We start from the raw sequence: 24,177 nt of genomic DNA, 5'->3' as shown, positions 1-24,177 counted from the left end.
TCACAGGCTCCCGGCTTTGTCGAGGAACAGGCAGGCGGCCAACAGATCGGCGGCGCCGCCCGGTGAGGCATTCAGTTGCAGCAGTTGTGTGTCCAGCAGGCGCAGCTGACGGCGGCCAGCGAGGCTGGCGCAGCCACCCGCTTGCAGCACCGCGCGAGCGCCTGCCTGCAGGGTTTGCAGGCCTTGCGGGCCGGCGCGCCAAAGCACACAGGTGTCGCTGAGCGCGGCCATGATCGCCAGCAAGGCATCCAGCCGGGCGTGGCTTTCGCTGGCACCGCCGGCGCGGCTGCGGCGCAGTTGTGGCAGGCCGTGTTCGAGCACGGCGGGAAAACCTTGCTGGGCCTGCTCGCGGGCGCCGCTTGCGCCGTAGCGGTGACGGACGTGGGTGCCGTGGCTTTCCTGAGCGGGGGCTGCCGGATCGTCGATCAGGGCGATGCGGCCGGCACGAGCGGCAACTGCCTGGGGATCGGCTTTAGCATCGAGCGCTTGTGCGGCCACCAGCAGGCCAAGGGCCCAAATCGCGCCGCGGTGCGTGTTGATGCCGCCCGTGGTGGCGAGCATGGATTGCTCGCCTTCGCGGCCGATGCGGCCGAGCTCGGCGCGCAGTGGTGGGCCGATATCACCATGGGCCTGCGCGGCTTCGGCCATCTGCCGCAGGCAAGGCCACAAGGTCAACGCCGAGGCGTGCATCAGGGCCAGGGTCATGTCGTTGTGGGCGCCACTGCTGCGGCGGTCGACCAGGCCGGGTTTGGGGGACAGGTCGGCTTCGTCGATCAGGGCCTCGATGGCCAGATCGGCCAAGCGCTCAGACAGGGAGAGTTCGGTTTGCTGGGCTGGCCTCTTCGCGGCTGAAGCCGCTTCTACAGGGATCGCGTATGCCGTCATTTACCAGCTCCTGAACCGTGCAGGCGGGTTGTAGAGGCCACCGGACCATTCCACCAGGTCGGCAATGCTGCGCGCGGCGAGCAGCTCGCGGCTGGCGTCGGTGCGGCGGATGCCGAGGTCCTCGGGCAAGGCGATCAGGCCTTGCTGGCGCAGGCGCAGGGTGTCCTTGGGGTCATGGCGCAGGCCGATCGCAGTGACCCCGGCCACGGCGGCAATCATCTGCTGGCGCTCTTCCAGGCTGCGCGCCTTGTACAGGTAGGCAATACCTTCTTCGGTGAGCAGGTGGGTGACGTCGTCGCCGTAGATCATCACCGGTGCCAGCGGCATGCCGGCTTTCTTCGCCACCTCCACGGCATCGAGGGTTTCGACGAAAGTGGGTTTGCCGCCTTCCTGATAGGTCTCGACCATCTGCACCACCAGCTTGCGGCCACGCTCAAGCATCGTCTCGGGCACGGTCATGTCGAGCCAGGCCGGGCTGGCGTGGCGCCGGCCGCGGGGGTCGTGGCCCATGTTCGGCGCCCCGCCGAAGCCCGCCAGGCGGCCACGGGTGACGGTCGAGGAATGGCCATCGCCATCGACCTGCAAGGTGGCGCCGATAAACAGGTCGACTGCGTACTGCCCGGCCAGCTGGCACATCATGCGGTTGGAACGCAGCGAGCCATCGCGGCCGGTGAAGAAGACGTCTGGGCGCTGGGCGATGTAGTCCTCCATGCCCAGTTCGGTACCGAAGCAGTGCACGCTCTCGACCCAACCGGTTTCGATAGCCGGGATCAGGGTCGGGTGCGGGTTGAGTGTCCAGTTGCGGCAGATCTTGCCTTTGAGCCCCAGCGATTCACCGTAGGTCGGCAGGATCAGCTCGATGGCGGCGGTGTTGAAACCGATGCCGTGGTTCAACGACTGCACCTGGTGTTTCTCGTAGATGCCACGGATCGCCATCATCGCCATCAGCACGTGCACCGGCTTGATATGGCGTGGGTCGCGGGTGAACAGCGGCTCGATGTAAAACGGCTGGTCGGCGACTACCACGAAGTCGACCCAGGACGCTGGAATGTCCACGCGCGGCAGGTCGTCGACGCGGTCCACCAGCTGGTTGACCTGGGCGATCACCAGGCCGTCGCTGAAAGCGGCAGGCTCGACCAGCGCCGGGGTGTCTTCGGTGCTGGGGCCGGTGTACAGGTTGCCGTCGCGGTCAGCCATGAAGCCGGCGACCAAAGTGACATTGGGGATCAGGTCGACCAGCAGCCGCGAGTACAACTCGATATAGGTGTGGATGGCGCCGACTTCGAGCAGGCCGTCTTCCAGCAGCTGGCCGATACGCAGGCTCTGCGGGCCGGCGAAGGAGAAGTCGAGCTTGCGGGCGATGCCGCGCTCGAACAGGTCCAGGTGTTCGGCGCGGCTGACGCTGGGCATGATCATGTGCAGGTCGTGCAGGCGCTCGGGGTCGGCCTTGGCCAGCGAACGCGAGAGGAAGTCAGCCTGCTTCTGGTTGTTGCCTTCGAGCACCACGCGGTCGCCGGGAGCGATCAGCAGTTCGAGGGCTTCGACGATCCGCTCGGTGGGCAGCACCACACCGTCGGCCAGGTGACGGACGCGGTCCAGGCGGCGCTGCTTCTCGGCGCGTCGCCTGGACCATTGCGGCGGTGGATTCTTCGTTATGGTCATTGGGTGACTCCACGGGTTCGCTGTCGTGGGGGCACAGTAGGGCGAGCGGGATTGGCGGATCAATCAAGCTGGAAGGTTGATCGTTACGGTCAGGGTAATGAATGGGGTTGGAGGTGTATGGCGACGGTTTTGCAGCGGTTGTGGGAGCGAGCGCCGCGCGGGGCGGCGCTCGATCTCCCAGGCGCTGAATGCCCAAAGGCAAAAACGCACGATCCCCCTGCAGATTTGTCCATTGCGTAAGACAAATTCGCATGCCAGGATCCAGCGATCCTCCAGCGCACTCCAGACTTCACTTGGAAAATCAATAACAAAGCAGGGAGAACGCGATGACCGCGCACGCTCATACCTCGGCAACGGCTCATGTACTGGCCGAAGTCCGCAACCAGATTGGCCACCTCACCCTCAACCGCCCTGCCGGCCTCAATGCCCTGACCCTGGACATGGTGCGCAGCCTGCGCCAGCACTTCGACCAATGGGCCGAAGACCCACAGGTGCAAGCCGTGGTACTGCGTGGCGAAGGCCCCAAGGGCTTCTGTGCCGGCGGCGATATCCGCTCGCTGCACGATAGCTACAAGGCTGGCGACACCCTGCACGAAGACTTTTTCGTCGAGGAGTACGCCCTGGACCTGGCCATACACCGATACCGCAAGCCGGTGCTGGTACTGATGGACGGTTTCACCCTCGGTGGCGGCATGGGCCTGGCCCAAGGCTGCGACCTGCGCATCGTCACCGAACGCAGCCGCCTGGGCATGCCCGAGGTTGGCATCGGTTACTTCCCGGATGTGGGTGGCAGCTACTTCCTGTCGCGCATCCCGGGTGAACTGGGCACCTACCTGGGCGTCAGCGGCACTCAGATCCAGGCCGCCGATGCCCTGTACTGCGGGCTGGCCGACTGGTACCTGGCCAGCGACAAGCTTGCCGCGCTGGATGAAGGCCTGGATACGCTGCGTTTCGGCGACCACCCGCTCAAGGACCTGCAGAACCTGCTGGCCAAGCTCGGCAGCCAGGTGCTCGACGATGCGCCGCTGGAAAAGCTGCGCCCGGTCATCGACCACTTCTTCGCCCAGCCCGACCTGGCGGCGATCGTCGAGCAACTGCGCGCGGTGCGCATCGGCGACAGCCACCCATGGGCGTTGGCGACAGCCGAACAGCTGGAAAGCCGCTCGCCGCTGGCCATGGCGGTTACTCTGGAGATGCTGCGCCGCGGGCGCCACCTGGCGCTGGAAGACTGCTTCGCCATGGAGCTGCACATCGACCGCCAGTGGTTCCAGTACGGCGACATCATCGAGGGCGTGCGCGCCCTGATCATCGACAAGGACAAGCAGCCGCGCTGGAACCCGCCGACCCTGGCCGGGCTGTCGCGCCAGCGGGTCGACCAATTCTTCGAAGGCCTGTGAGCCCGGGAGTACACAGATGCAAGACCTGGAACTGAGCGAAGAGCAGATCATGATCCGCGACATGGCTCGGGACTTCGCCCGTGGCGAGATCGCCCCCCATGCCCAAGCCTGGGAAAAGGCCGGCTGGATAGACGATGGCGTGGTGCGCAAGATGGGCGAGCTGGGCCTGCTCGGCATGGTCGTACCCGAGGGCTTCGGCGGCAGCTACACCGACTACGTGGCCTATGCCCTGGCCGTCGAGGAAATCGCCGCCGGCTGCGGCGCCACCGGCGCGATGATGAGCATCCACAACTCGGTTGGCTGCGGCCCCCTGCTGGCCTATGGCACCCCTGAACAGCAGCAGGCCTGGCTGCCGCGCCTGGCCACTGGCGAGGTGATAGGCTGCTTCTGCCTGACCGAACCACAGGCCGGCTCGGAAGCGCACAACCTGCGTACCCGCGCCGAGCTGGTCAATGGCGAATGGGTCATCAACGGGTCCAAACAGTTCGTCAGCAACGCCCGCCGTGCCGGGCTGGCCATCGTCTTCGCCGTCACCGACCCGGAGCTGGGCAAGAAAGGCCTGTCGGCCTTCCTGGTGCCGACCGACAACCCGGGCTTCAAGGTTGACCGCAGCGAGCATAAGATGGGCATCCGCGCCTCCGACACCTGCGCGGTGACCTTCGACAACTGCCGCATCCCGGCGGCCAATATCCTCGGTGAGCGCGGCAAGGGCCTGGCCATCGCCCTGTCCAACCTCGAAGGCGGGCGCATCGGCATCGCCGCCCAAGCCCTGGGCATCGCCCGTGCGGCGTTCGAGGCGGCTCTGGTGTACTCGCGCGACCGCATCCAGTTCGGCAAGCCGATCAATGAGCACCAGAGTATCGCCAACCTGCTGGCCGACATGCAGGTGCAGGTGAATGCTGCGCGGTTGCTGATCCTGCATGCCGCGCGGCTGCGCACGGCAGGCAAGCCGTGCCTGTCGGAGGCTTCGCAGGCCAAGCTGTTCGCCTCGGAAATGGCCGAGCGGGTGTGCTCGATGGCGATCCAGGTGCATGGCGGGTATGGCTATCTCGAGGACTACCCGGTCGAGCGTTACTACCGCGATGCGCGCATTACCCAGATCTACGAGGGGTCGAGCGAGATCCAGCGCATGCTGATCGCACGCGAACTCAAGCACTACCCCTTGTAAGCCCTCTCACTGGCGCTGCCTGAAGGTTTCCGAGGGCAGCTGGCCAAAACGCTGGCGATACACCTCGGAGAACCGCCCGAGGTGCAGAAAGCCATAATCCATGGCCAGTTCGGTGACGCTGCGTACCGCGCAGCTGCCATCGCTCAGGCACGCATGCACCCGCTCAAGCTTGCGCTGGCGCACATACTGCTTGGGCGTGGTGCCCAGCTGGCGATCGAACAGCGCATACAACGAGCGCACGCTCATGCAGGCCTGCTCTGCCAGCGCTTCGGCTGGCAGCTCCAGCTTGATGTTGCGCTCGATGTAATCAAGGATCCGCTCCAGGTTCGCACCCGGCGTACCCAGGCTTTCCCGACGGATATTGGTGCTCATCAGCGTCATCAGCTTGCTGGCGACGATCTGGCTGTAGTGCCCCTGCACCCGCGGTAACGAGTCAATGACCTCGGCTTCGTGGCAGACCATGGCCAGCAGGTTGACGAAGCCATCCAGCTCTTCCAGCCGGTAGTGATTGCGCAGGAAGCGCACGCCGCCATCTGGCCGCTGCCAGCGTTGCTCGTCGCAGATGGTGTCGAGCAGCCGTGTCGGCACCTTGAGGATGAATTTCTCGCAGTCTTCGGAATAAGTCAGGTCGACTGGGTCGTCCGGGTTGATCAGCAGCAGCTCGCCCGGCACCAAGTGGTGCTCGCGCTGGTGCCCGCGCCACAGGCAGTTGCCGTTGAGCAGGACCTGCAGGTGATAGATGGATTCCAGTGCCGGCGAGGTCACCCGCACGCTGCCGCCGTAGCTGATGCGGCACAGGTCGAGTTCGGCGAACTTGCGATGGCTCAGGCTGGCCTGGGGGTGGGTGGTACGCGACAGGCCGATGCAGTGCTGGCCGACGTGCTGGTTGACGTAGTCGGACACCGCATAGGGGTCGGCGTGATGGAACACGCTACTGCGCTCGCTCAGCAGGCGGCTTTCCATAGGCTAGGCACTCGGCATCGTTATTGTTCTGGGCGCCGCTTCCTACTGGCCCTGGGCTCGTGGTCGCGGTCGTTCACGGATATTCTATCGGGCTGGGGTCAGGGTTTGGGGGCAGCTGACCACTGGCGCATAGGTGACACACTAAGCAAAAAGGCGGGGGTTGGGCAATGAGATGTTCGGATTGGATGGGCGAATAGCGGACAGTGGGTCGACCACTATTGCGCGATAATCGAACACCGCTCCTACAAACAACAGCGCAATCTGCAGCGTCAGTGAACCGCCACTTCCTGCCGCCCTGCCCAGCCCTGGTTACGCGCGCGGAACTGGCGCGGGGCAATGGCGCGAGCTGGAAACGCTGAGTTGCCCGCGCTTGGGCGAATGGTTGCTGCAGGAGTGCCAGTCGTTGCTGGAGCAGTTGCGTAGCGCCCGTTAGTGTCCAGAAACAGCTTGCAACCAAGCAAGCTCACCATTCGGTAACTTTTCCGACATCAAGCCCTACGCATCTGATAAAAACCCAGCATGCCTGCCCGCCTCCTCACTCACCTGCGCCGCCGCTGGCTCGCCTGGTCGTGCGTCAGCCTGATGGTCATCGGCCTGCCCGCTGGCTGCGCGATGCTGCAGCACAAGGAACGCGAACTGCTGTTCCGTATTGAGCCCGGCCAGGCCAGCTGGTTCCACGGCCTGCCCAACGACGTGCAGGAACTGGACCTGCGCCCGCGCAGCTTCACCGATAACCAGAGCCTGCATGCCTGGTGGTGGCCCGCCAAACGCGCCGGTGCGCCGGCTATCCTCTACTTGCACGGCGTGCGTTGGAACCTGACCGGCCAGCTTTTCCGCATCGAGCAGCTACATGCCATGGGTTACTCGGTGCTGGCCGTGGACTACCGCGGCTTCGGCCAGAGCCGCGGCGACCTGCCGTCCGAAGCCACGGTATACGAGGATGCGCGTATCGCCTGGGAACGCTTCGTGCAGTTGCAGCCTGATGCCGGCAAGCGCCTGATCTTCGGCCATTCGCTCGGTGGCGCCGTGGCTGTCGAGCTGGCCACCGAGCTGGCTAGGCAGGCGCGGGAGGAAGAAAGTGCAGCACCAGCGCGTGGCCTGATCCTGGAGTCGACCTTCACATCGCTGGGCGATGCTGCAGCGGCTGTTGCCAATACATCACTGCCCGTGCGCTGGTTGATGTCGCAGAAGTTCGATTCGCTGGACAAGATCAAGGATGTCGGCTTGCCCGTGCTGCTGGTGCACGGTATGGATGATCGCTTCGTGCCGCCGCGCTTCAGCCAGGAGCTGTTCGATGCCGCGCAGCAGCCCAAGACCTTGCTGTTGGTACCGGGAGCGACCCATAACAACAGCATGAGCCTCGCTGGGCAACGTTACAGGCGTGCCATTCAAGCATTGCGTTGAAGTCACTGCACCGGCAGGAAATTCATCAGTAACAAGCTCTGCGCGTAATTCAGGCCGATTCGTCGGTAACGCTCATCCAGCAACTCCGCCAGCAGATCCAGCCGTGCCACGATCTTGCCGAACTCCACGGCAGAACTCAGGTTGCTGCCCTCCTCCGAGATCTCGTTGGAGAACAGCAACAGCACCCCGTTGGCATCCTGGCGCTGACTGAGCATCCAGGTCGCCTTCTCGATATTGCGCGCCGCGTTGTTGATGAACAGCGGGTCGAGGGTATCGGTCATGTAGAACTCGGTACGCCCGCCGTGCGCGGTGATCAGCATGCTGCCGATGGCGTAGATGAAGGCCCCGACCCGGTCGCCGCGAAACTCCGGGCTCAGGGCGTAGCTCAGGGCGGCAAGGTCGCGGCGGTTGCCCAGTTGCGCCAGGGGTTGGCGCTGTTGGATGGCGATGCGGATCTGCCGTTCGGCGGTGGCGGCGTCGAGGTAGCCGGACATCTTCCACTGGCTGGGGTTGCGCAGGTACAGCTTGTTCATCAGCAGGTACAGGCTCTGCAAGTTGTCGCGCATGGCCAGGGTGGCCATGCGGTCGACGCTGGTCTGGAACAGCTCGCTGGGCTTGCCGTTGCCAAACTGGCTGACGATGTCGTGGCCTTGCTGCTGGCTGCAGCCGGCCAGGCCTAGCAGGGCGCCTGCCAGCAGCAGGCGCGGGAAAAATCGGGGATTGCTTGCAACCATTGGCACCGGGTCGAAATCGGCGGCCGCGCTGGGGATCGGCGCAGCCTGGCCAAGCATAGAGCCCGAAAAACCGGAAAAGTGCGGTGGATGAGGAGAATGGAGGCCAGTGCTGGTAACCCATCAATTACATGGCGTGGCGCAACATCTCCACTACCTGCGCATGCAGCGTCCGGTCACCACAGGCCACCACACAGCCGCCATCTTGCGCGCTGCTACCATCCCAGGCAGTGATCACCCCGCCGGCCCCTTCGATAATCGGCATCAGCGCCTGCACGTCATAAGGCTGCAGGCTCGCCTCGACGATCACGTCAACGAAGCCCGAAGCCAGCATGCAGTAGGCATAGCAATCACCACCGTAACGCATCAGCCGCGCCTTGCCAGCCACAGCCTCGAACGCCACCTTGCGCTCGGCGGTGTCGAACATGTCCGGGGTGGTGCACATCAGCGTGGCCGAGGCCAAGTCGGCGCAGGCGCGGGTCTTCAGCGGCGTGCCACTGCGCCAGGCGCCGGCAGGCGTGCCGACGAAACGTTCACCGGTGAACGGCTGGTTCATCACCCCCACCACCGGGCGCGTGCCATCGTTCAGAGCAATCAGCGTGCCCCACAGCGGCAGCCCGGTGATGAATGCGCGTGTGCCGTCGATCGGGTCGAGCACCCAGGTCAGCGGGCTGCTGCCCACCGCCACGCCGGCCTCTTCACCGAGAATGCCGTGCGCCGGATAGCGTGCCTGGATCAGCTCACGCATGGCATCCTCGGCCGCCTTGTCGGCCACGGTCACCGGGTCGTACAGGCGCCCGCCCTTGTCCTCGACTTCCAGGCTGGCACGGAAGTACGGCTTGATCGCCAGCGCAGCGGCATCGGCCAGCTGCTCGGCGAAGGCTTGGAATTCGCCGATCTGTTCAGCATTCAGGGACATGGGGCAGGCCTCGTGAAAAATGGTGTGGCGCGCATCATACCCGACAACCCGCAGCGCAGTGGACCGACCGAAGCGCTAGAGCGGTCTAGACTGTACAGACCAGATGACGTGGCATGAACCGGGGGGCTGCCACACGTGGAGGTGTGCGATGAGCCAGTTCAAACGTCTGTTCGTCATGCTCGGCCCGCAAATGCGCCATACCCCGGCGCTGCAGCGCGCGGCGGCACTGGCCGAGTCCAGTGGTGCCCTGCTGGATATCAATGTGTTCGTCGACGATGTCGACACCTTTGGCCTGATGAGCGACGGCCGCGAGCGTGAGCGGCTGCTCGGCGACAACCGCCAGTGGCTGGCCGACGAAGCCGAGCAACTGGGCAACGCCGGGCTCGATGTCTCCACCGAACTGCTGCTGACCCGCGACCCGCTGGGCAGCGTGCTCGAACGCATCGAACGGCTGGGTTGCGACCTGCTGATCAAGGACGTGCAGCACGAACCGGTACTCAAGCGTCTGTTGGTCACGCCGCTGGACTGGCAATTGCTCAGGGAAAGCCCGGTAGCCGTGCACCTGGTCAGCGACATCCGCCTGCCGCTGCCCCGGCAGATTGCGGCGGCGGTGGACCTTAACTGCCTGGGTGCAGGCGAGCATCTGGACGATCAGGTGATCCACAGTGCCCATGCCCTGGCCCTGCAATGCAACGCTGAGCTGCACCTGCTGCATGTCTGCGATGCGGCCAAGACCCATATCGCCGACTTTGGTGCCGGCACTGTCACCATGCCGGGGTTCGATGGCAGTGTGCGCACAGCGCAGCGTGCGGCGTTCAACCGGCTGGGCGACCACCACCAGATTCCGCTGGAGCGACGGCATTTTGTCGAAGGTGCGGCGATCCGGGCGATTGCCCAGTTCGTCAGCCACAGCCGGGTCGATGTGATCGTGATGGGCAGCCATCGGCATGATGCGATGCAGACGTTCCTGGGAGGGACCACGGCGCATGTGCTGGAGCATCCACTTTGCAACGTGCTGGCAATCAAGGGCGATCACTAAGATCCGGCTGCCTGCATTGGCCTCTTCGCGGGGCAAGCCCGCTCCTACAGGTATACCACCAGCCTGAACGGGCTGCGCGGGCGCTGTGGGAGCGGGTCTAGCCGCAACAAGGATGGTCCTGCCAAGCACATGGTATCTGGTACAGCAGTTCTGATTAAAAATAATGCACTTGATAATGATTCGTAGTAGTTTCTCGGCGCTTCCCACACTTCCCCTCAGCGCCCTACTCCAGGATCGTACCGTCGATGCGTCGCACGTTCGTTTCGCTTTGTGTGCTTCAAGCTTTCTCCCCGCTGGCCTTCGCCGAGCCCGAATCGCTCAATGACCCGGCCCAGATCGAACTCCAGGCTCTCAACATCACCAGCAGCGCCGACAGCGAGCGCGCCGATGGCCCGGTGTATGGCTACAAGGCCAACCGCTCGGCCAGCGCCACACGCACCGACACCGCCCTGCACGAAACCCCGCAATCGATCAGCGTGGTGCCCAAGGATGTGCTCGAAGACACCGGTGCCAGCCGCCTGCAGGACGGCCTGGACTATGCCGGTGGCGTTGGCCGGGCCAACAACTTCGGCGGCCAGGGACTGACCACCTTCACCGTGCGCGGCTTCACCACCGGCGAGTTCTACCGCAACGGTTTCCCGATCAACCGCGGCTACCCCAATGCCCCCGATGCCAACACCGTCGAGCGCCTGGAAGTGATCCGCGGCCCGGCCACCAGCCTGTATGGCCGTGGCGACCCCGGCGGCACCTTCAACGTGGTCAGCAAGCAGCCGCTGACCGAGCCCAAGGTAACCCTTGGTAGCCAGTTCGATGACCAAGGCATGCACCGGGCGACCCTGGATGCCAGCGGGCCGCTGAACGCCGATGGCTCGCTGGCTTATCGCCTGAATGTGCTGGGCGAAGGTGGCGACAGCTTCCGCGATGATGTCGAAAGCGAGCGCTATGACGTTGCGCCGGTGATCAGCTGGCAGGTCAACGATGCCACCAAGGTCATCTTCGAAGGTGACTTCATGCGCAACAACCACCCGCTGGATCGCGGCCTGACCCGCCTGCCCGGCCAGATCGGTACGGCCTCGCGCGACACCAACATCTGGGAAAAGGGCAGCGACAACCTGCTGCACAACGACAACAACATGGTCCAGCTGCGCTTTGAGCACCTGCTCAACGACAGCTGGACCCTGGGTGGCGGCATGCAATGGCTCGACGGCTCGCTCAAGGGCAACGCCGTGGAAGCCAACGGCCTGCAGGCCGACGGTCGCACCTTGGGGCGCAATTTCAACTACCGCAAGCTGGAGTGGACCGACCGCGACTACCAGCTCAACCTCACCGGCCACTTCGACACCGGCGGCTTCGCTCATACCCTGCTGACCGGCATCGAATATGAAGACTACGACTACAACTCGATCATCCAGCGTTCGGCCGCAGGTACCGGTGCCTACCCGATCGACATTTTCGATCCGGTACTGGGCCAGCCGCGCCCTGCCCTGACCCGCACCACCACACATGACAAGGAAAACCTCAAGACCTGGGCGGCATTCATCCAGGACCAGGTGGCCCTGACCGAGCGCCTGAAAGCCCTCGCCGGGGTGCGTTTCGAGCGCTTCGAGCATGACTACGACAACAAGCTGGACAATGCCGGTGACTTCAACAAGGGCGAGAACGGCGTCACCCCCCGCTTCGGCCTGATCTACGACCTCACCGACACGGTTGCCGTCTACGCCAACACCGCGCGCTCGTTCAAGCCCAACAGCGGTGCGAGTCTGCAAGGTACTGGCTTCGACCCGGAAAAGGGCAAGTCATACGAGCTGGGCGTGAAATGGGAAGCGCTGAACCGTCAGCTGAGCGTGGACGCGGCGATCTACCACATCGTCAAGGAAAACGTGCTGACCCGCGACGCAAACGACCCGACCGGCACCTACAGCGTCGCTGCCGGCGAAGTGCGCAGCCGCGGCCTGGATATCAACGTGGCCGGCAACCTGACCCCGCAATGGCGGATGATCGGTGGCTACGCCTACGTCGACGCCGAGGTGACCAAGGACAACAGCCTCCCCACCGGCACCCGCCTGGCGAACATCCCGCGCAACAGCTTCAGCCTGCTCAACACCTATGAGTTCCAGGATGGGCTGGCCAAGGGCCTGGGGCTGGGGGTTGGCGTGAAGTACGTGGATGACCGCGCCGGGCAGACGGCGGCCAGTACCTACACCATGGAACGCTACAGCGTGGTCGACCTGCTGAGCTTCTACAAGGTCAACGAGCACGTGCGGTTGAATCTGGACGTGAAGAACGTGTTCAACAAAGGCTATGACGAAGGGGCGTTCAACACCTACGTGTACCCGGGGGCGCCTCGCACGGTGCAGGCTGGGGTTTCCTACACCTTCTGAAAGGCTGGGGCCGCCAGGCGGCCCCAAACATCAGAAGCTCTTGCTGTAGAACAGCGAGTAGGACTCGATACCGTCGTTCGGTTGCTTGATGCCGGCATTGGAGTAGTGAATCAGACGGACCCCGACCTTTTGCGCCCCCGGCAGCTTCAGGCCAAAGCCGATGCGGTCTTCGAAGTTGACGGCCGAACCCAGGTCATGGTCGCCCACCTCGGTCTTGGAGAAGGCCGCCAGGCCAATCCCGGCTTCGACATACGGGGTGTAGGTGAAACCACTGAACTCATAGGTGAACACCGGGCTGAACGACAGCGAGTGGGCGCCGCTGGCATCGCCACCTTCCCAGTAGGTGTAGGCCGCATCCCAATAGCCCGTCACAAAACCGATGTCGCTTTTCATCCACTGCTTGTCCCAGTCGAACGACATGCCGAGACGGTAGGTCATGTCGCCTTGACCGGTGGCCCCCACGGCACCGGAAATCTGCGCGGCCTGGGCCAGATTGCTGCCGGCGAGCGCCAAAAGGGCAGCGGCCAGCGTGCTGGCAAGACGGGTTTTCATCAATGACTTCTCCTGATGGTCACACGGGCAAATGGGGGCTTGGGCCCCTCGATTTCTGCGGTGAACGGTGCATCCAACCGCTCACACGGGGTAACACTTTTCTGATTATTGTCTAGATAATCAGAAAGTTGAAAGTGAATTGCCAGCATTGTTCGAATTTACCCGCAGTGCCCAGGTACCTCAGTCGTATTCAGCCTCCTCATGCTCCCCGAGCAAGCGCCGTTGCCGGGGTGTCGCCTGCTCCAGCACCTGTGGGTTGAAGTGCCAGTTCAGGTAGGGGGAAAACTTCTGCGCCACCATGCGCCGGCCATAGTGCACCTGCAGCATGTCGCGCTGGCGGGTATTGCTGCAGTTGGCGCCGCCGCTGTGCCAGATGTCACTGCGAAACACCAGCACGTCGCCCGCCTGGCACAGTACCGGCTGGGCTTCGCGGCCCTGCCAATGCTGTTCGCCAGGCAGCGGTGGGCGCGCAGCGCGATGGCTGCCGGGCACCACCCAGGTCGGGCCGAGGTCGAGGTCGATATCGCTCAGATATACCTGCGCAGTCAGAATTTGCATGGGCTGGCAAAAGTCGCCGCGCGCCACCAGCCAGGCAGGCAACGCCATGGGCAGATGGTCCAGGTGCAGGCCCATGCCCGGATAGCCGGGGTGGCTGCGCCAGGCGGTCTGGCCGATCACATGGCAGTCTGCGCCGAGGGCCGCTTCGGCAAGGTCGATCAAGGGTGGCAGGTCGAGAAATGGCAACCACAGCGGGTCGCGATTGAACACGCACTTGTAGTGTTCCAACAGCCCCTGATAGTCCCAATGGAGGGGCTGCAGATCATCGATGGCGCAGCGCAGCAACGCCACGCGCACGCCATCGACAACGTCGCGTAGCAAGACGTAGCCCTGCTCCTCCAGTGCTTGCAATTGTGAGTCGAGGCTCATGCCGACAGGCTCCCATGCAGGCGGAGTACAGATGTACTCCACCTGGTTTTACCGATCAGTGCCAGTTCAGGCTGGCAGTGGCAGGCGTCTTGCCGTTCACCGTGACCCGTTGCTGGACGGTAGTGCCTTGCGCCTGACCGACGACCTTGTACTGGCCCGGTGGCAGCTGGACATAGACCAATGGCCCGGCATCCTGAAGGCTCAACACCGACTTGCCTTGTGCATTCTGGATATCGACCGCAGCTCCGCTTTCGAACTGGCCGTGGGCGCCGGTCGACATTTCGACGTGCAGGTCATAGCCCTTGGTGTGGCGCATGGCATTGGCCTCGTCCTGGCCGATACCACCCTCCAGGTAGCGCACGCCGTTCTGCTCCTGCGGCTGCAGTTGCACGGCTTGCATGTCGATGGGGGCGTTGTGGTCGTCCACTTCCGCCGCGGCTGCCAGGGTCCAGGGCAGCGCCAGTGCGATCAGCAACGTGGCGCCAAATGCATAGTGATGGTTACGCATGGTCAGCTCCTCCTCAGGGAGATGGCTTACCTAATGTTGGACCCCATCCACTGCTGATGTTCACGCCGTTCGCCGCTCTTCGAGAAGTTTCACGAACATGCTGAGGCTGCGCGAAACCGTGCCTCGGCGCCACACCAGCCAGGTCTTGAGGTAACGGAACTGCTCTTGCATCGGCCAGGCGCAGACTGTGCTGCAGCCGGGCATGTTGTCGAGCATGCTGCGCGGCAGCATGGCCAGGCCGGCGCCGGCGCTGACGCAGGCAAGCATGCCGTGGTACGACTCCATTTCATGGATCTTGCCGGGCACCGCCTGGTCCTGGACGAACCAGTTCTCGAAGTGGTGGCGGTACGAACAGTTGGCACGGAAGGCGTAGATGCTCGCGCCGTTGACATCCTGGGCGCGGGTGACCGGGGCATGGTTGAGCGGCGAGATGATCACCATCTCCTCCTCGAACACCGGCATGCCTTCGAGCGTGGGGTGCAGCACCGGGCCGTCGACGAACGCCGCCACCAGGCGCCCCGCCAGCACGCCTTCGAGCATGGTCCCCGAGGGCCCGGTGGACAGGTCGAGGTCAACCTTTGGGTAGCGCTGGTTATAAGCGGCCAGCAAGGCCGGAATACGCACCGCTGCCGTACTCTCCAGCGAACCCAGGGCGAAGGTGCCTTGCGGGTCCTCGCCGGCCACGGTCAGCCGCGCCTCGTGCACCAGGTCGAGGATGCGCCGGGTGTACTCAAGGAAATTCCAGCCCGCTGGCGACAGGCGCAGGCGGCTTTTTTCGCGGATGAACAGCTCGACGCCGAGGTCTTCCTCCAGCTGCTTGATGCGCGTGGTCAGGTTCGACGGCACCCGATGGATGTGCTGGGCGGCGGCGCTGATGCTGCCCTGCTCGGCCACGGCCTTGAAGATCTCCAGTTGCACCAGGTCCACAGTCATTCTCCAAACGTGAATGTTTCACTCATTATTATTCAGTTTTCATTAAAGCCATAGCCCACTAGTCTGGCCTCACTGATTAACAACAACGAGAGTGTCCAGCCATGAGTGCGATCAGCAGCCTGACCCACGCCATCTCCGTCGACCCGTTCAGCGGCGAGCAGATCGGCGCCTACCCCTTCGACACCGACGCCGCACTGGAAGCGGCGCTGCAACGTGCCAAGGCTGGCTACGGCCAGTGGCGCCAGGTGTCGCTGGGTCAGCGCAGCGAGTACCTGCTCGCCCTAGCCGGCACCCTCGAAGCCAAGGCCGAAGCCTTCGCGCAGATGATCAGCCGCGAAATCGGCAAGCCGATCGCCCAGGCCCGTGGTGAAGTCGCCAAATGCGTCGGCCTGTGCCGCTGGTATGCCGAGCACGGTCCGGCCATGCTCGCCGCCGAGCCGACCCAGGTCGAGAAAGCCCGCATCGAGTACCGCCCGCTGGGCCCGATCCTGGCGGTGATGCCGTGGAACTTCCCGGTCTGGCAGGTACTGCGCGGCGCGGTGCCGGCGATCCTGGCGGGCAACACCTACGTGCTCAAGCACGCACCGAACGTGATGGGCAGCGCCTACCTGCTGGGTGAGCTGTTCAAGGACGCCGGCCTGCCTGAAGGCGTGTTCGAGGTACTGAACGTCACCCCGGACGGCGTCACCCGCGCCATCAACGACGTGCGCATCGCCGCCGTGACCCTGACCGGTAGCGTGCGTGCCGGCATGGCCATCGGTGCCCAGGCGGGTGCGGCGCTGAAGAAGTGCGTGCTGGAGCTGGGCGGTTCCGACCCGTTCATCGTGCTGGCTGACGCCGATATCGACGCCGCCGTGCAGGCCGCCGTGATCGGTCGCTACCAGAACACCGGCCAGGTCTGCGCCGCCGCCAAGCGCCTGATCATCGAAGAGGATGTCGTCGAGGAATTCACGCGCAAGTTCGTCGAAGCCACGCGCAAGCTGAAAATCGGCAATCCGCTGGAAGACGACACCTACATCGGCCCGATGGCCCGCTACGACCTGCGTGACGAGCTGGATGGCCAGGTCCAGGCGACGCTGGCCGAAGGTGCCACCCTGCTGCTGGGCGGCAACAAGGTCGAAGGCGTGGGCAACTTCTACGCACCGACCGTGTTCGCCAACGTCACCCCGGACATGACCGCCTTCAAGCAAGAGCTGTTCGGGCCGGTGGCGGCGATCATCACTGCCCGTGATGCCGATCATGCCGTCGAGCTGGCCAACGACAGCGAATTCGGCCTGGCGTCGACCATCTACACCGCCGACTATGCGCTGGCCGAGCGCATGACCGCAGCGCTGGATACCGGCGGCGTGTTCATCAACGGCTACTGCGCTTCCGACCCCCGCGTGGCGTTTGGTGGCGTGAAGAAGAGCGGTTTCGGGCGCGAGCTGTCGCACTTTGGTGTGCGCGAGTTCACCAATGCCCAGACCGTGTGGCTGGATCGTAACTGATTCATTGATTGGGGCTGCTTTGCAGCCCTGATTGTTCAATCCCGGACCTGGTCCTTGACCCAGTCCAGCATCCCCCCCGGCACGATCAGTTCATGCCGCGCCCGCGAACAGGCGGTATACAGTCCCGCCAGCATCCGCGCCCGCTCGTTGCGATTGCCCGCCGTGCTCGGCGCCACCATCAGTTCCGGCGACACCATCACCCGGGCGAACTCCATGTTCTTCACATCCCGCACCCGCCCGAGGAACAGCTTCGGCGCCTTGTCCCAGCGGTAACGGCTCTTGGCCTTGGCAAAATGCTCGGCGGTATAGCCTTTGCGCAGCATGCCGGCCACGGCAACAAACGCCTTGTCGTCACCCTTGTCCTGCTCCAGCGCCTGCCAGCTGGGGTAACGGAACAGCATCGGATGGCGCGCCCGGGTGCCGTAACGGTACAGCTCGATGCAATCCTCGACGAACAGCTCGAAGTCCTTGCGCGCACTTTTCAGCAGCACGAACGGTACCCCTTGATGGGTCAGGCGCTGGAACCAGCCGAACAGGCCCCACTCGTCATCGACGATCAGCGCGGTGGGCTGTTCAGGCACCGTCACCGTGTCGAAGAAGCTCACCCGCGTGTAATGCTCGGCACTGCCACTGAAGGCCGCCTGGATCGCCGCCGGGTGCGCCTGGATCAACGGGTTGAGCACGCCATCCATGGCCGGGCCGGCGCGCAGCGAATGGTCGATGTAGCGCTGGCGGATGAAGTTGCCATGGTGCGGGCTGAGGCCATTGAGGTTCTGCAGTTCGTCGCCCAGGGCAATCACTGACTGCGGGCTGCGATCGAGCACGGCCAGCATCGGAGCCGAAAGCTCATGGGCCTCGTCGACGATGACGTGGCTGTAGCGGCTGTCGATCACCTCGGCCGTCAGCGACAGCAGCTTGACCCGGTGGTAGTCGCGTACCGGCAGCTGGATTTCACGGGCGGACGGACGGATCAGTTCGTGCCAGTACAGGCGGGCCTTTTCCAGCAGCACTTCCTGGTCGAGCGGCGTGGTGCCCGGCCCAGCCCAGGGCAAGTGATGCAGCTGCAACTGGCTGTCGCCACTGCGGCAGAAGCTGCGCACGGCCTTGACGCACAGGGCCACCACATCGCGTGCGGCGAGCGGGCCGATGTCAGGGATGTTCAACCAGCGCACCACCTGCGCCTCCTGCGGTCGCCAGGACAGTTTGGTGCGGTACGGGTCGCGCAGGCGCCAGCCGTTGCTGGTGAGGTCACGGTTGAGGATGTCGTCAGCCAGCTGGCCGAAAGTCATCGCAGTGTAGGCTTGGGCATCCTTCACCCGTGCCTGCAATGCCCGCAGCTGGCCTTCGGTGAGGGCCAGCAACAGCGTGCGCTGGGGGTCGAGCAAGCGCGCGAACTGGTGGATCAGGAAGGTCTTGCCGGTACCAGCGAAACCCTGCACGGCAACCGATTCGTCGACGCCGCACAGGAACTCGCGCAGCAGGCGGTTCTGTTGGTCACTGAGCATAAGGTCACTGGCCAGTGACGGCAGGTACACCGGGTGCAGCGGGGTCACACGCTGGCGGTAGCTGTCGGCGAACTGGAAATTCCACTGGCCTTCGGCGTCCTGGAACTCATCGGCCTGGTACTCGGTTTCGGCCGACACCAGGGCGACGCCGTTCTCACCGAGCATGCCCAGCCCCATGGCGAACGCCTCGCGGTCAAAGTGCTGGGCGACCTGCCGCTGGAATCGGCCCGGCGCGGCGGCTTCGACTTCATTGGCGATGCGCACGATCTCGGCGAAGCGGCGCTCTTGTGCGTCCGCCGAAGCGCTGGCCGGTTGGCGTGGCAGGTTCTGCACGAACAGCACGGCGGCAGCTTCCAGCAGGCTGGCGCTCGGGAAGAAGTCGGTGGCGGGGGGCGCGCTGGCCAGGCGGTCGGCCTGGTCGCTGGGCAAAGGCAGGTAGAACATCGGGACCTCGGGTGGAAACTGCCGGGCACGATAGCAATTTTCTGGCTTGAATGCTGGGTTGCCTGTGAGATCGAGCGCCGCGCGGGCGGCGCTCGATCTCACAAACGACCAAACTGCCATGGCGAATAGCCAACGATTCAGCCCCTGCGCCGCTTCAAGGTCTCGCTCGGAAACTCTTTGAACAACTGCCGGTAACTCTCTGAAAACCTTCCCAAATGCCAGAACGACCAGCGCATGGCCACCTCAGCCACGGTCACCTCACCGCCGCGCAACAGATCCCGCCGCGCGCCGTTGAGCCGACGCAACCGCAGCCAGTGCGCTGGCGGCATCCCGGTGAATGCCTTGAACGCCTGCTGCAACTGGCGCAGCGACACACCGGCCACCTCGGCCAGCTCCACCAGGTTAAGGGTTTCTTCCGGGCAGTCTGCGGCCCACTCACTGACCCGCTGCATGATCGCCCGCTCCTCGCCGCGCCGTCCCAGCGCCCCGCCCTGCAAGCGCTGGCAGGCATTGTCGAGAATGAACAGGCAGTCCTCAAGCAGCTGCTCGGCCAGTGCCTGCCCCTGCAGTGGGCAATCAGCCTGGCCAAGGCGGGTCAAGGTGGCGCTCAGCCAACTGCCGAACAAGGCATTCTGGCCACTACCCAACGGCACCATGAACAACCCTTCGAGCCGTTGCGGGTCAAGACCGTGGCGGGCAAGAAACGCCTGGTCGAACACCACTGCGACTTCCTGGTAGTTTTCCGGCGTGATCCAGATATTGCGGCTCTGTTCGTTGAGCAGGTACAGGCTGTTTTCGCTCTGATCGAAACAGAACGCCAGTGAACCGCTTGGCGCACGGAAGAACTGCTCGACCCGGGTATTCAGGCGCTCTTCGTATACCTCCACACCATCGAGCCCCAGGCAGCGCAGCTGACCGCTGAAATGCCCTGGCGACATCTGCCGGTACTGCTGCTGCCACCCGGGGGTGGCGCGTACCTGTTCGGTGACATCGGTGGTGTGGAAAGCCTGAACCTGCAAGGCATTGGGCGTTGTCACGCTTTGTCCTATTTGCACTATTTTGGTGCATCAATTGCCGAAGAAAGTGGATAGATGGCTTTACGGGCCTGCGCTCAAGATAGTCTCCAGCGCGCCACCTGGGAAGTCACCGGCACCTGCCGCGCACACAAGAAACCCAACCAAGAGGTCTGTATGAACGCCCCCTTCGATCAGCTGTCCACCTGGCTGAAAGAACACCGCATCACTGAAGTCGAATGCGTGATCAGCGACCTGACCGGCATCGCCCGCGGCAAGATCGCACCGACCGCCAAATTCCTCCACGAGCGCGGCATGCGCCTGCCCGAAAGCGTGCTGCTGCAGACGGTCACCGGCGACTATGTCGACGACGACATCTACTACAACCTGCTCGATGCGGCCGACATCGACATGATCTGCCGCCCCGACCCGACGGCGGTCTACCAGATTCCGTGGGCCATCGAGCCCACCGCCATCGTCATCCACGACACCTTCGACAAGCATGGCAACCCGATCGAGCTGTCGCCGCGCAACGTGCTGAAGAAAGTGCTCAAGCTGTATGCCGACAAAGGCTGGCAGCCGATTGTCGCGCCGGAAATGGAGTTCTACCTGACCCAGCGCTGCGAAGACCCAGACTTGCCCCTGCAAGTACCGCTGGGCCGTTCGGGCCGTGCCGAAAGCGGGCGTCAGTCGTTCTCGATCGACGCTGCCAACGAATTCGACCCGCTGTTCGAAGACGTCTACGACTGGTGCGAACTGCAGGGCCTGGACCTGGACACGCTGATCCACGAAGACGGCCCGGCGCAGATGGAGATCAACTTCCGCCATGGCGACGCGCTGGACCTGGCCGACCAGATCACCGTATTCAAGCGCACCATGCGTGAAGCTGCGCTCAAGCACAACGTCACCGCCACCTTCATGGCCAAGCCGATCACCGACGAACCGGGCAGCGCCATGCACCTGCACCAGAGCGTGGTCGACATTGCCACCGGCAAGCCGATATTCGCCAATGAAGATGGCAGCATGAGCGAGCTGTTCCTGCACCACATCGGTGGCCTGCAGAAGTACATCCCCAAGCTGCTGCCGATGTTCGCGCCGAACGTCAACTCGTTCCGCCGCTTCCTGCCGGACACTTCGGCACCGGTCAACGTCGAGTGGGGCGAGGAAAACCGCACCGCCGGCCTGCGGGTGCCGACCTCCAGCCCCGATGCCATGCGCGTGGAAAACCGCCTTCCGGGTGCCGACGCCAACCCTTACCTGGCGATCGCCGCCAGCTTGCTGTGCGGTTACCTGGGCATGGTCGAGAGAATCGAGCCGAGCGCGCCGGTCCAGGGCCGTGCCTATGAGCGGCGCAACCTGCGGTTGCCGATCACCATCGAGGATGCCCTGCAGCACATGGAAGATTGCGAAACCGTGCAGCAGTACCTGGGCAAGCAGTTCGTCCAAGGCTATGTGGCGGTCAAGCGCGCCGAGCATGAAAACTTCAAGCGCGTCATCAGTTCCTGGGAGCGCGAGTTCCTGCTGCTGAGCGTGTGATTTTCCGGGGGCGGCAGCCGCCCCCCCTTGCACCGAATTCAAGAACAAGACCAACGAGGTGTCGACATGCGTCATCTGCAAGCCCTGATCCCCGCCACATTCGCCCTGCTGTTCGGCGCCGCCGCACAGGCCACGCCCAGCGTCAGCGTGTACAACTGGACCGACTACATCGGGGACACAACCCTGGCCGACTTCCAGGCCAGCAGCGGGATCAAGGTCGTCTATGACGTGTTCGACTCCAACGAAACCCTGGAAGGCAAGCTGCTCGCCGGCCGCACCGGCTACGACGTGGTGGTGCCTTCCAACCACTTCCTGGCCCGCCAGGCCCAGGCCGGTGCGTTCCTGCCGCTGGACCGCAGCAAGCTGCCGAACTGGCAGCACCTGGACCCGAAGCTGCTCAAGCAGCTTGAGCAGAACGACCCCGGCAACCAGTACGCGGTGCCGTACCTGTGGGGCACCAACGGCATCGGCTACAACGTCGAAAAGGTCAAGGCCGCACTGGGCGTGGACCATATCGACTCCTGGGCAACCCTGTTCGAGCCGGAAAACCTGAAGAAGCTCAAGCAATGCGGCGTGGCCTTCATGGACTCGCCCGACGAGCTGTTCCCGGCGATGCTCAACTACCTGGGCATGGACCCGCGCAGCGAAAAGCCGGGCGACTATGCCAAGGCCGAAGCGCGCCTGCTCGAACTGCGCCCGTACATCACCTACTTCCACTCCTCCAAGTACGTCTCGGACTTGGCCAATGGTGACATCTGCGTGGCCTTCGGCTATTCCGGCGACGTGTTCCAAGCGGCCAACCGGGCCGCGGAAGCGAAAAACGGCGTGAAGATCGCCTACAGCATTCCCAAGGAAGGCAGCAACCTGTGGTTCGACCTGCTGGCCATCCCCAAGGACGCCCAGAACCCCGACCAGGCCCTGGCCTTCATCAACTACCTGCTTGACCCGAAGGTGATCGCCAAGGTCAGCACAACGGTCGGCTACGCCAACGCCAACCCTGATGCCCAGGCCTACATGGACAAGGCGCTGGTCGACAACCCCGAGATCTACCCACCCCAGGCGGTACTGGACAAGCTGTACATCTCCAGCACCCCGAGCCCGAAGATCATGCGCGTCATGACCCGCTCCTGGAGCAAGATCAAGTCCAACCGTTGAACCGAGAACGCGCCATGCCTTTCGATACCCAACATACCGCGTCGTACTACGCCGCCACGGCGCGCAACACGACGCCCTACCCCAGCCTCGACGGCGAACTGACCGCTGACGTGTGCGTGGTCGGCGGTGGCCTGACCGGGGTCAACACCGCGCTGGAACTGGCTGAACGCGGGCTCAGCGTGGTGCTGCTGGAAGGCCGCCGCATCGGCTGGGGCGCCAGCGGGCGCAATGGCGGCCAGCTGATTCGCGGCATCGGCCATGATGTCAGCGGTTTTGCCCGCTACGTCGGCCAGGACGGTGTGCGCTACCTGCAGCAGGCCGGCATCGAGTCGGTGGCCCTGGTAGCTCGCCGCATCGAACAATATGCGATCGCCTGCGACCTGCGCTGGGGCTTCTGCGAACTGGCCAATACCCCGGCACAGTTCGCTGCTTTCAAGGCTGAACAGGAGGACCTGGCCAGCCTTGGCTACCGCCACGAAACCCGCCTGGTCGGGCCCGAGCGCATGCACGAGATCGTCGCGAGCGACCAGTACGCCGGCGGCCTGGTAGACATGGGCTCAGGCCATCTGCACCCGCTCGACCTGGTCCAGGGCGAAGCGCGCGTGGCCCATGGCCTGGGCGTGCGTATTTTCGAACAGAGCCCGGTGCTGCGCATCGAACATGGCCCCACGGTGACCTTGCACACGGCACGGGGCAAGGTGCGGGCACAGAGCCTGGTGCTGGGCTGCAACGCCCACCTCGACGAACTGGAACCACGCCTGAGCGGTAAAGTGCTGCCGGCCGGTAGCTACGTGGTGGCAACCGAACCGCTGCCGGAAGCACTGGCGAGCAAGCTGATTCCACAGAACATGGCCATGTGCGACCAGAAGGTCGGCCTGGACTACTACCGCCTCACTGCCGATCGCCGCTTGCTGTTCGGCGGCGCCTGCCACTATTCCGGGCGCGACCCCAAGGACATCGCGGCCTACATGCGGCCCAAGGTGCTCAAAGTGTTCCCGCAACTGGCCGATGTGCGCATCGACTACCAGTGGGGCGGCATGATCGGCATCACCGCCAACCGCTTCCCGCAAGTGGGGCGGCTGAGCCAACACCCCAACGTCTTCTATGCCCAGGGCTATTCCGGCCATGGGCTGAACGTGACCCACTGGACGGCGAAGTTGCTGGCCGAAGGCATCGCGTTGGGGCAGAGCCAGGGGCTGGATGTGTTCAGCGCAGTGCCACACCTGACGTTCCCGGGCGGCAAGGCGCTGCGCTCGCCGCTGCTGGCGCTGGGGATGTTGTGGTACCGGTTGCGGGAGGCGCTGGGATAACAGGGCGTATGCCTTGAAAGCTGCGCCGTGTTTGAGATCGAGCGCCGCCCGCGCGGCGCATCGCGAGCTGCGCTCGCTCCTACGCTTGTTTCGGGCCAGTAACGCTTGTGGCAGCGGCGCGCGACCGCCTTGTTGCTACGACGCGATATCGCGTCATGCGCCCAAGCGCTCGCGCGCAAATCGCGCAGGAATAATTGGCCCGAAACAAGCGTAGGAGCGAGCGCAGCTCGCGATGCGCCGCGCGGGCGGCGCTCGATC

At 64.1% G+C, this 24,177-nt stretch carries 20 protein-coding genes; 9 read left to right on the top strand and 11 right to left on the bottom strand.

Translation table 11 applies throughout. The features are described from left to right. Positions 1-885 carry a triphosphoribosyl-dephospho-CoA synthase gene (locus BGP85_RS11110; protein ID WP_103447210.1) on the bottom strand — a complete coding sequence of 295 codons (885 nt, stop codon included), beginning with the start codon at positions 883-885 and terminating at the stop codon, positions 1-3. Further along, a complete protein-coding gene (gene mdcA / locus BGP85_RS11105) occupies positions 886-2,547 on the bottom strand; it encodes a malonate decarboxylase subunit alpha (RefSeq protein ID WP_103447209.1) in 1,662 nt (553 codons plus the stop codon). Positions 2,548-2,873: 326 nt separating this feature from the next. Between mdcA and BGP85_RS11100 the strand changes: the two genes are divergently transcribed. Both BGP85_RS11100 and BGP85_RS11095 read left to right on the top strand, forming a co-directional pair. Then, complete coding sequence (locus BGP85_RS11100) at positions 2,874-3,944, top strand: enoyl-CoA hydratase/isomerase family protein (protein ID WP_103447208.1); 1,071 nt, start codon at positions 2,874-2,876, stop codon at positions 3,942-3,944. A gap of 16 nt (positions 3,945-3,960) precedes the next feature. Further along, complete coding sequence (locus BGP85_RS11095; RefSeq protein WP_103447207.1) at positions 3,961-5,112, top strand: acyl-CoA dehydrogenase family protein; 1,152 nt, start codon at positions 3,961-3,963, stop codon at positions 5,110-5,112. A gap of 6 nt (positions 5,113-5,118) precedes the next feature. On the opposite strand, the gene BGP85_RS11090 is transcribed toward BGP85_RS11095, so the two are convergent. Next, positions 5,119-6,075, bottom strand: coding sequence for a helix-turn-helix transcriptional regulator (locus tag BGP85_RS11090; protein WP_103447206.1), 957 nt, complete (start codon positions 6,073-6,075; stop codon positions 5,119-5,121). Between the two features lie 519 nt (positions 6,076-6,594). Between BGP85_RS11090 and BGP85_RS11080 the strand changes: the two genes are divergently transcribed. Next, entirely contained in the window at positions 6,595-7,479 is an 885-nt protein-coding gene (locus BGP85_RS11080; RefSeq protein ID WP_103447204.1) for an alpha/beta hydrolase, read from the top strand. A 2-nt stretch (positions 7,480-7,481) separates the two neighbouring features. On the opposite strand, the gene BGP85_RS11075 is transcribed toward BGP85_RS11080, so the two are convergent. Together BGP85_RS11075 and hisN are read right to left on the bottom strand one after the other, a co-directional pair. Further along, positions 7,482-8,213 carry a hypothetical protein gene (locus BGP85_RS11075; protein ID WP_103448247.1) on the bottom strand — a complete coding sequence of 244 codons (732 nt, stop codon included), beginning with the start codon at positions 8,211-8,213 and terminating at the stop codon, positions 7,482-7,484. Positions 8,214-8,337: 124 nt separating this feature from the next. Next, the gene (hisN, locus tag BGP85_RS11070) at positions 8,338-9,129 is read right to left on the bottom strand and encodes a histidinol-phosphatase (protein ID WP_103447203.1); all 792 of its coding nucleotides are present in this window, start codon (positions 9,127-9,129) and stop codon (positions 8,338-8,340) included. Positions 9,130-9,277: 148 nt separating this feature from the next. Between hisN and BGP85_RS11065 the strand changes: the two genes are divergently transcribed. After that, positions 9,278-10,168 (top strand): universal stress protein, encoded by an 891-nt coding sequence (locus tag BGP85_RS11065; protein ID WP_103447202.1) that lies wholly within the window; start codon positions 9,278-9,280, stop codon positions 10,166-10,168. A 245-nt stretch (positions 10,169-10,413) separates the two neighbouring features. Then, positions 10,414-12,549, top strand: coding sequence for a TonB-dependent siderophore receptor (locus BGP85_RS11060; protein ID WP_103447201.1), 2,136 nt, complete (start codon positions 10,414-10,416; stop codon positions 12,547-12,549). A gap of 30 nt (positions 12,550-12,579) precedes the next feature. On the opposite strand, the gene BGP85_RS11055 is transcribed toward BGP85_RS11060, so the two are convergent. The 4 genes from BGP85_RS11055 to ptrR form a co-directional block, all read right to left on the bottom strand. Beyond that, a complete protein-coding gene (locus BGP85_RS11055; RefSeq protein ID WP_103447200.1) occupies positions 12,580-13,101 on the bottom strand; it encodes an acyloxyacyl hydrolase in 522 nt (173 codons plus the stop codon). 180 nt (positions 13,102-13,281) lie between these two features. Further along, a complete protein-coding gene (locus BGP85_RS11050; protein ID WP_103447199.1) occupies positions 13,282-14,028 on the bottom strand; it encodes a phytanoyl-CoA dioxygenase family protein in 747 nt (248 codons plus the stop codon). Positions 14,029-14,083: 55 nt separating this feature from the next. Further along, positions 14,084-14,536: a hypothetical protein gene (locus BGP85_RS11045; RefSeq protein ID WP_103447198.1), complete on the bottom strand. Its 453-nt coding sequence runs from the start codon at positions 14,534-14,536 to the stop codon at positions 14,084-14,086. Between the two features lie 60 nt (positions 14,537-14,596). Next, a complete protein-coding gene (gene ptrR / locus BGP85_RS11040; RefSeq protein WP_218278049.1) occupies positions 14,597-15,463 on the bottom strand; it encodes a putrescine utilization regulator PtrR in 867 nt (288 codons plus the stop codon). 107 nt (positions 15,464-15,570) lie between these two features. Between ptrR and BGP85_RS11035 the strand changes: the two genes are divergently transcribed. After that, positions 15,571-16,956 carry an aldehyde dehydrogenase family protein gene (locus tag BGP85_RS11035; protein ID WP_103447196.1) on the top strand — a complete coding sequence of 462 codons (1,386 nt, stop codon included), beginning with the start codon at positions 15,571-15,573 and terminating at the stop codon, positions 16,954-16,956. 35 nt (positions 16,957-16,991) lie between these two features. Here BGP85_RS11035 and BGP85_RS11030 read toward each other — a convergent pair whose 3' ends face one another. Further along, positions 16,992-18,905 carry an AAA family ATPase gene (locus tag BGP85_RS11030; RefSeq protein ID WP_103447195.1) on the bottom strand — a complete coding sequence of 638 codons (1,914 nt, stop codon included), beginning with the start codon at positions 18,903-18,905 and terminating at the stop codon, positions 16,992-16,994. A gap of 137 nt (positions 18,906-19,042) precedes the next feature. Continuing rightward, entirely contained in the window at positions 19,043-19,942 is a 900-nt protein-coding gene (locus BGP85_RS11025; protein ID WP_103447194.1) for a helix-turn-helix domain-containing protein, read from the bottom strand. Between the two features lie 153 nt (positions 19,943-20,095). Here BGP85_RS11025 and BGP85_RS11020 point away from each other — a divergent pair, with 153 nt between their 5' ends. The 3 genes from BGP85_RS11020 (at position 20,096) to BGP85_RS11010 (ending at position 23,919) form a co-directional block, all read left to right on the top strand. Beyond that, positions 20,096-21,454, top strand: coding sequence for a glutamine synthetase family protein (locus BGP85_RS11020; RefSeq protein WP_103447193.1), 1,359 nt, complete (start codon positions 20,096-20,098; stop codon positions 21,452-21,454). Between the two features lie 66 nt (positions 21,455-21,520). Beyond that, positions 21,521-22,609, top strand: a complete 1,089-nt coding sequence (locus BGP85_RS11015) for a polyamine ABC transporter substrate-binding protein (RefSeq protein WP_103447192.1) — start codon at positions 21,521-21,523, stop codon at positions 22,607-22,609. 14 nt (positions 22,610-22,623) lie between these two features. Then, positions 22,624-23,919, top strand: a complete 1,296-nt coding sequence (locus BGP85_RS11010) for an NAD(P)/FAD-dependent oxidoreductase (protein WP_103447191.1) — start codon at positions 22,624-22,626, stop codon at positions 23,917-23,919. Positions 23,920-24,177: the final 258 nt, after the last annotated feature.

It is taken from the genome of Pseudomonas putida, from assembly GCF_002906855.1.
GTDB lineage: Bacteria > Pseudomonadota > Gammaproteobacteria > Pseudomonadales > Pseudomonadaceae > Aquipseudomonas > Aquipseudomonas putida_N.
Note: the sequence above shows the minus strand (reverse complement) of the source record. Positions and strands in the feature narration are given on the sequence as shown.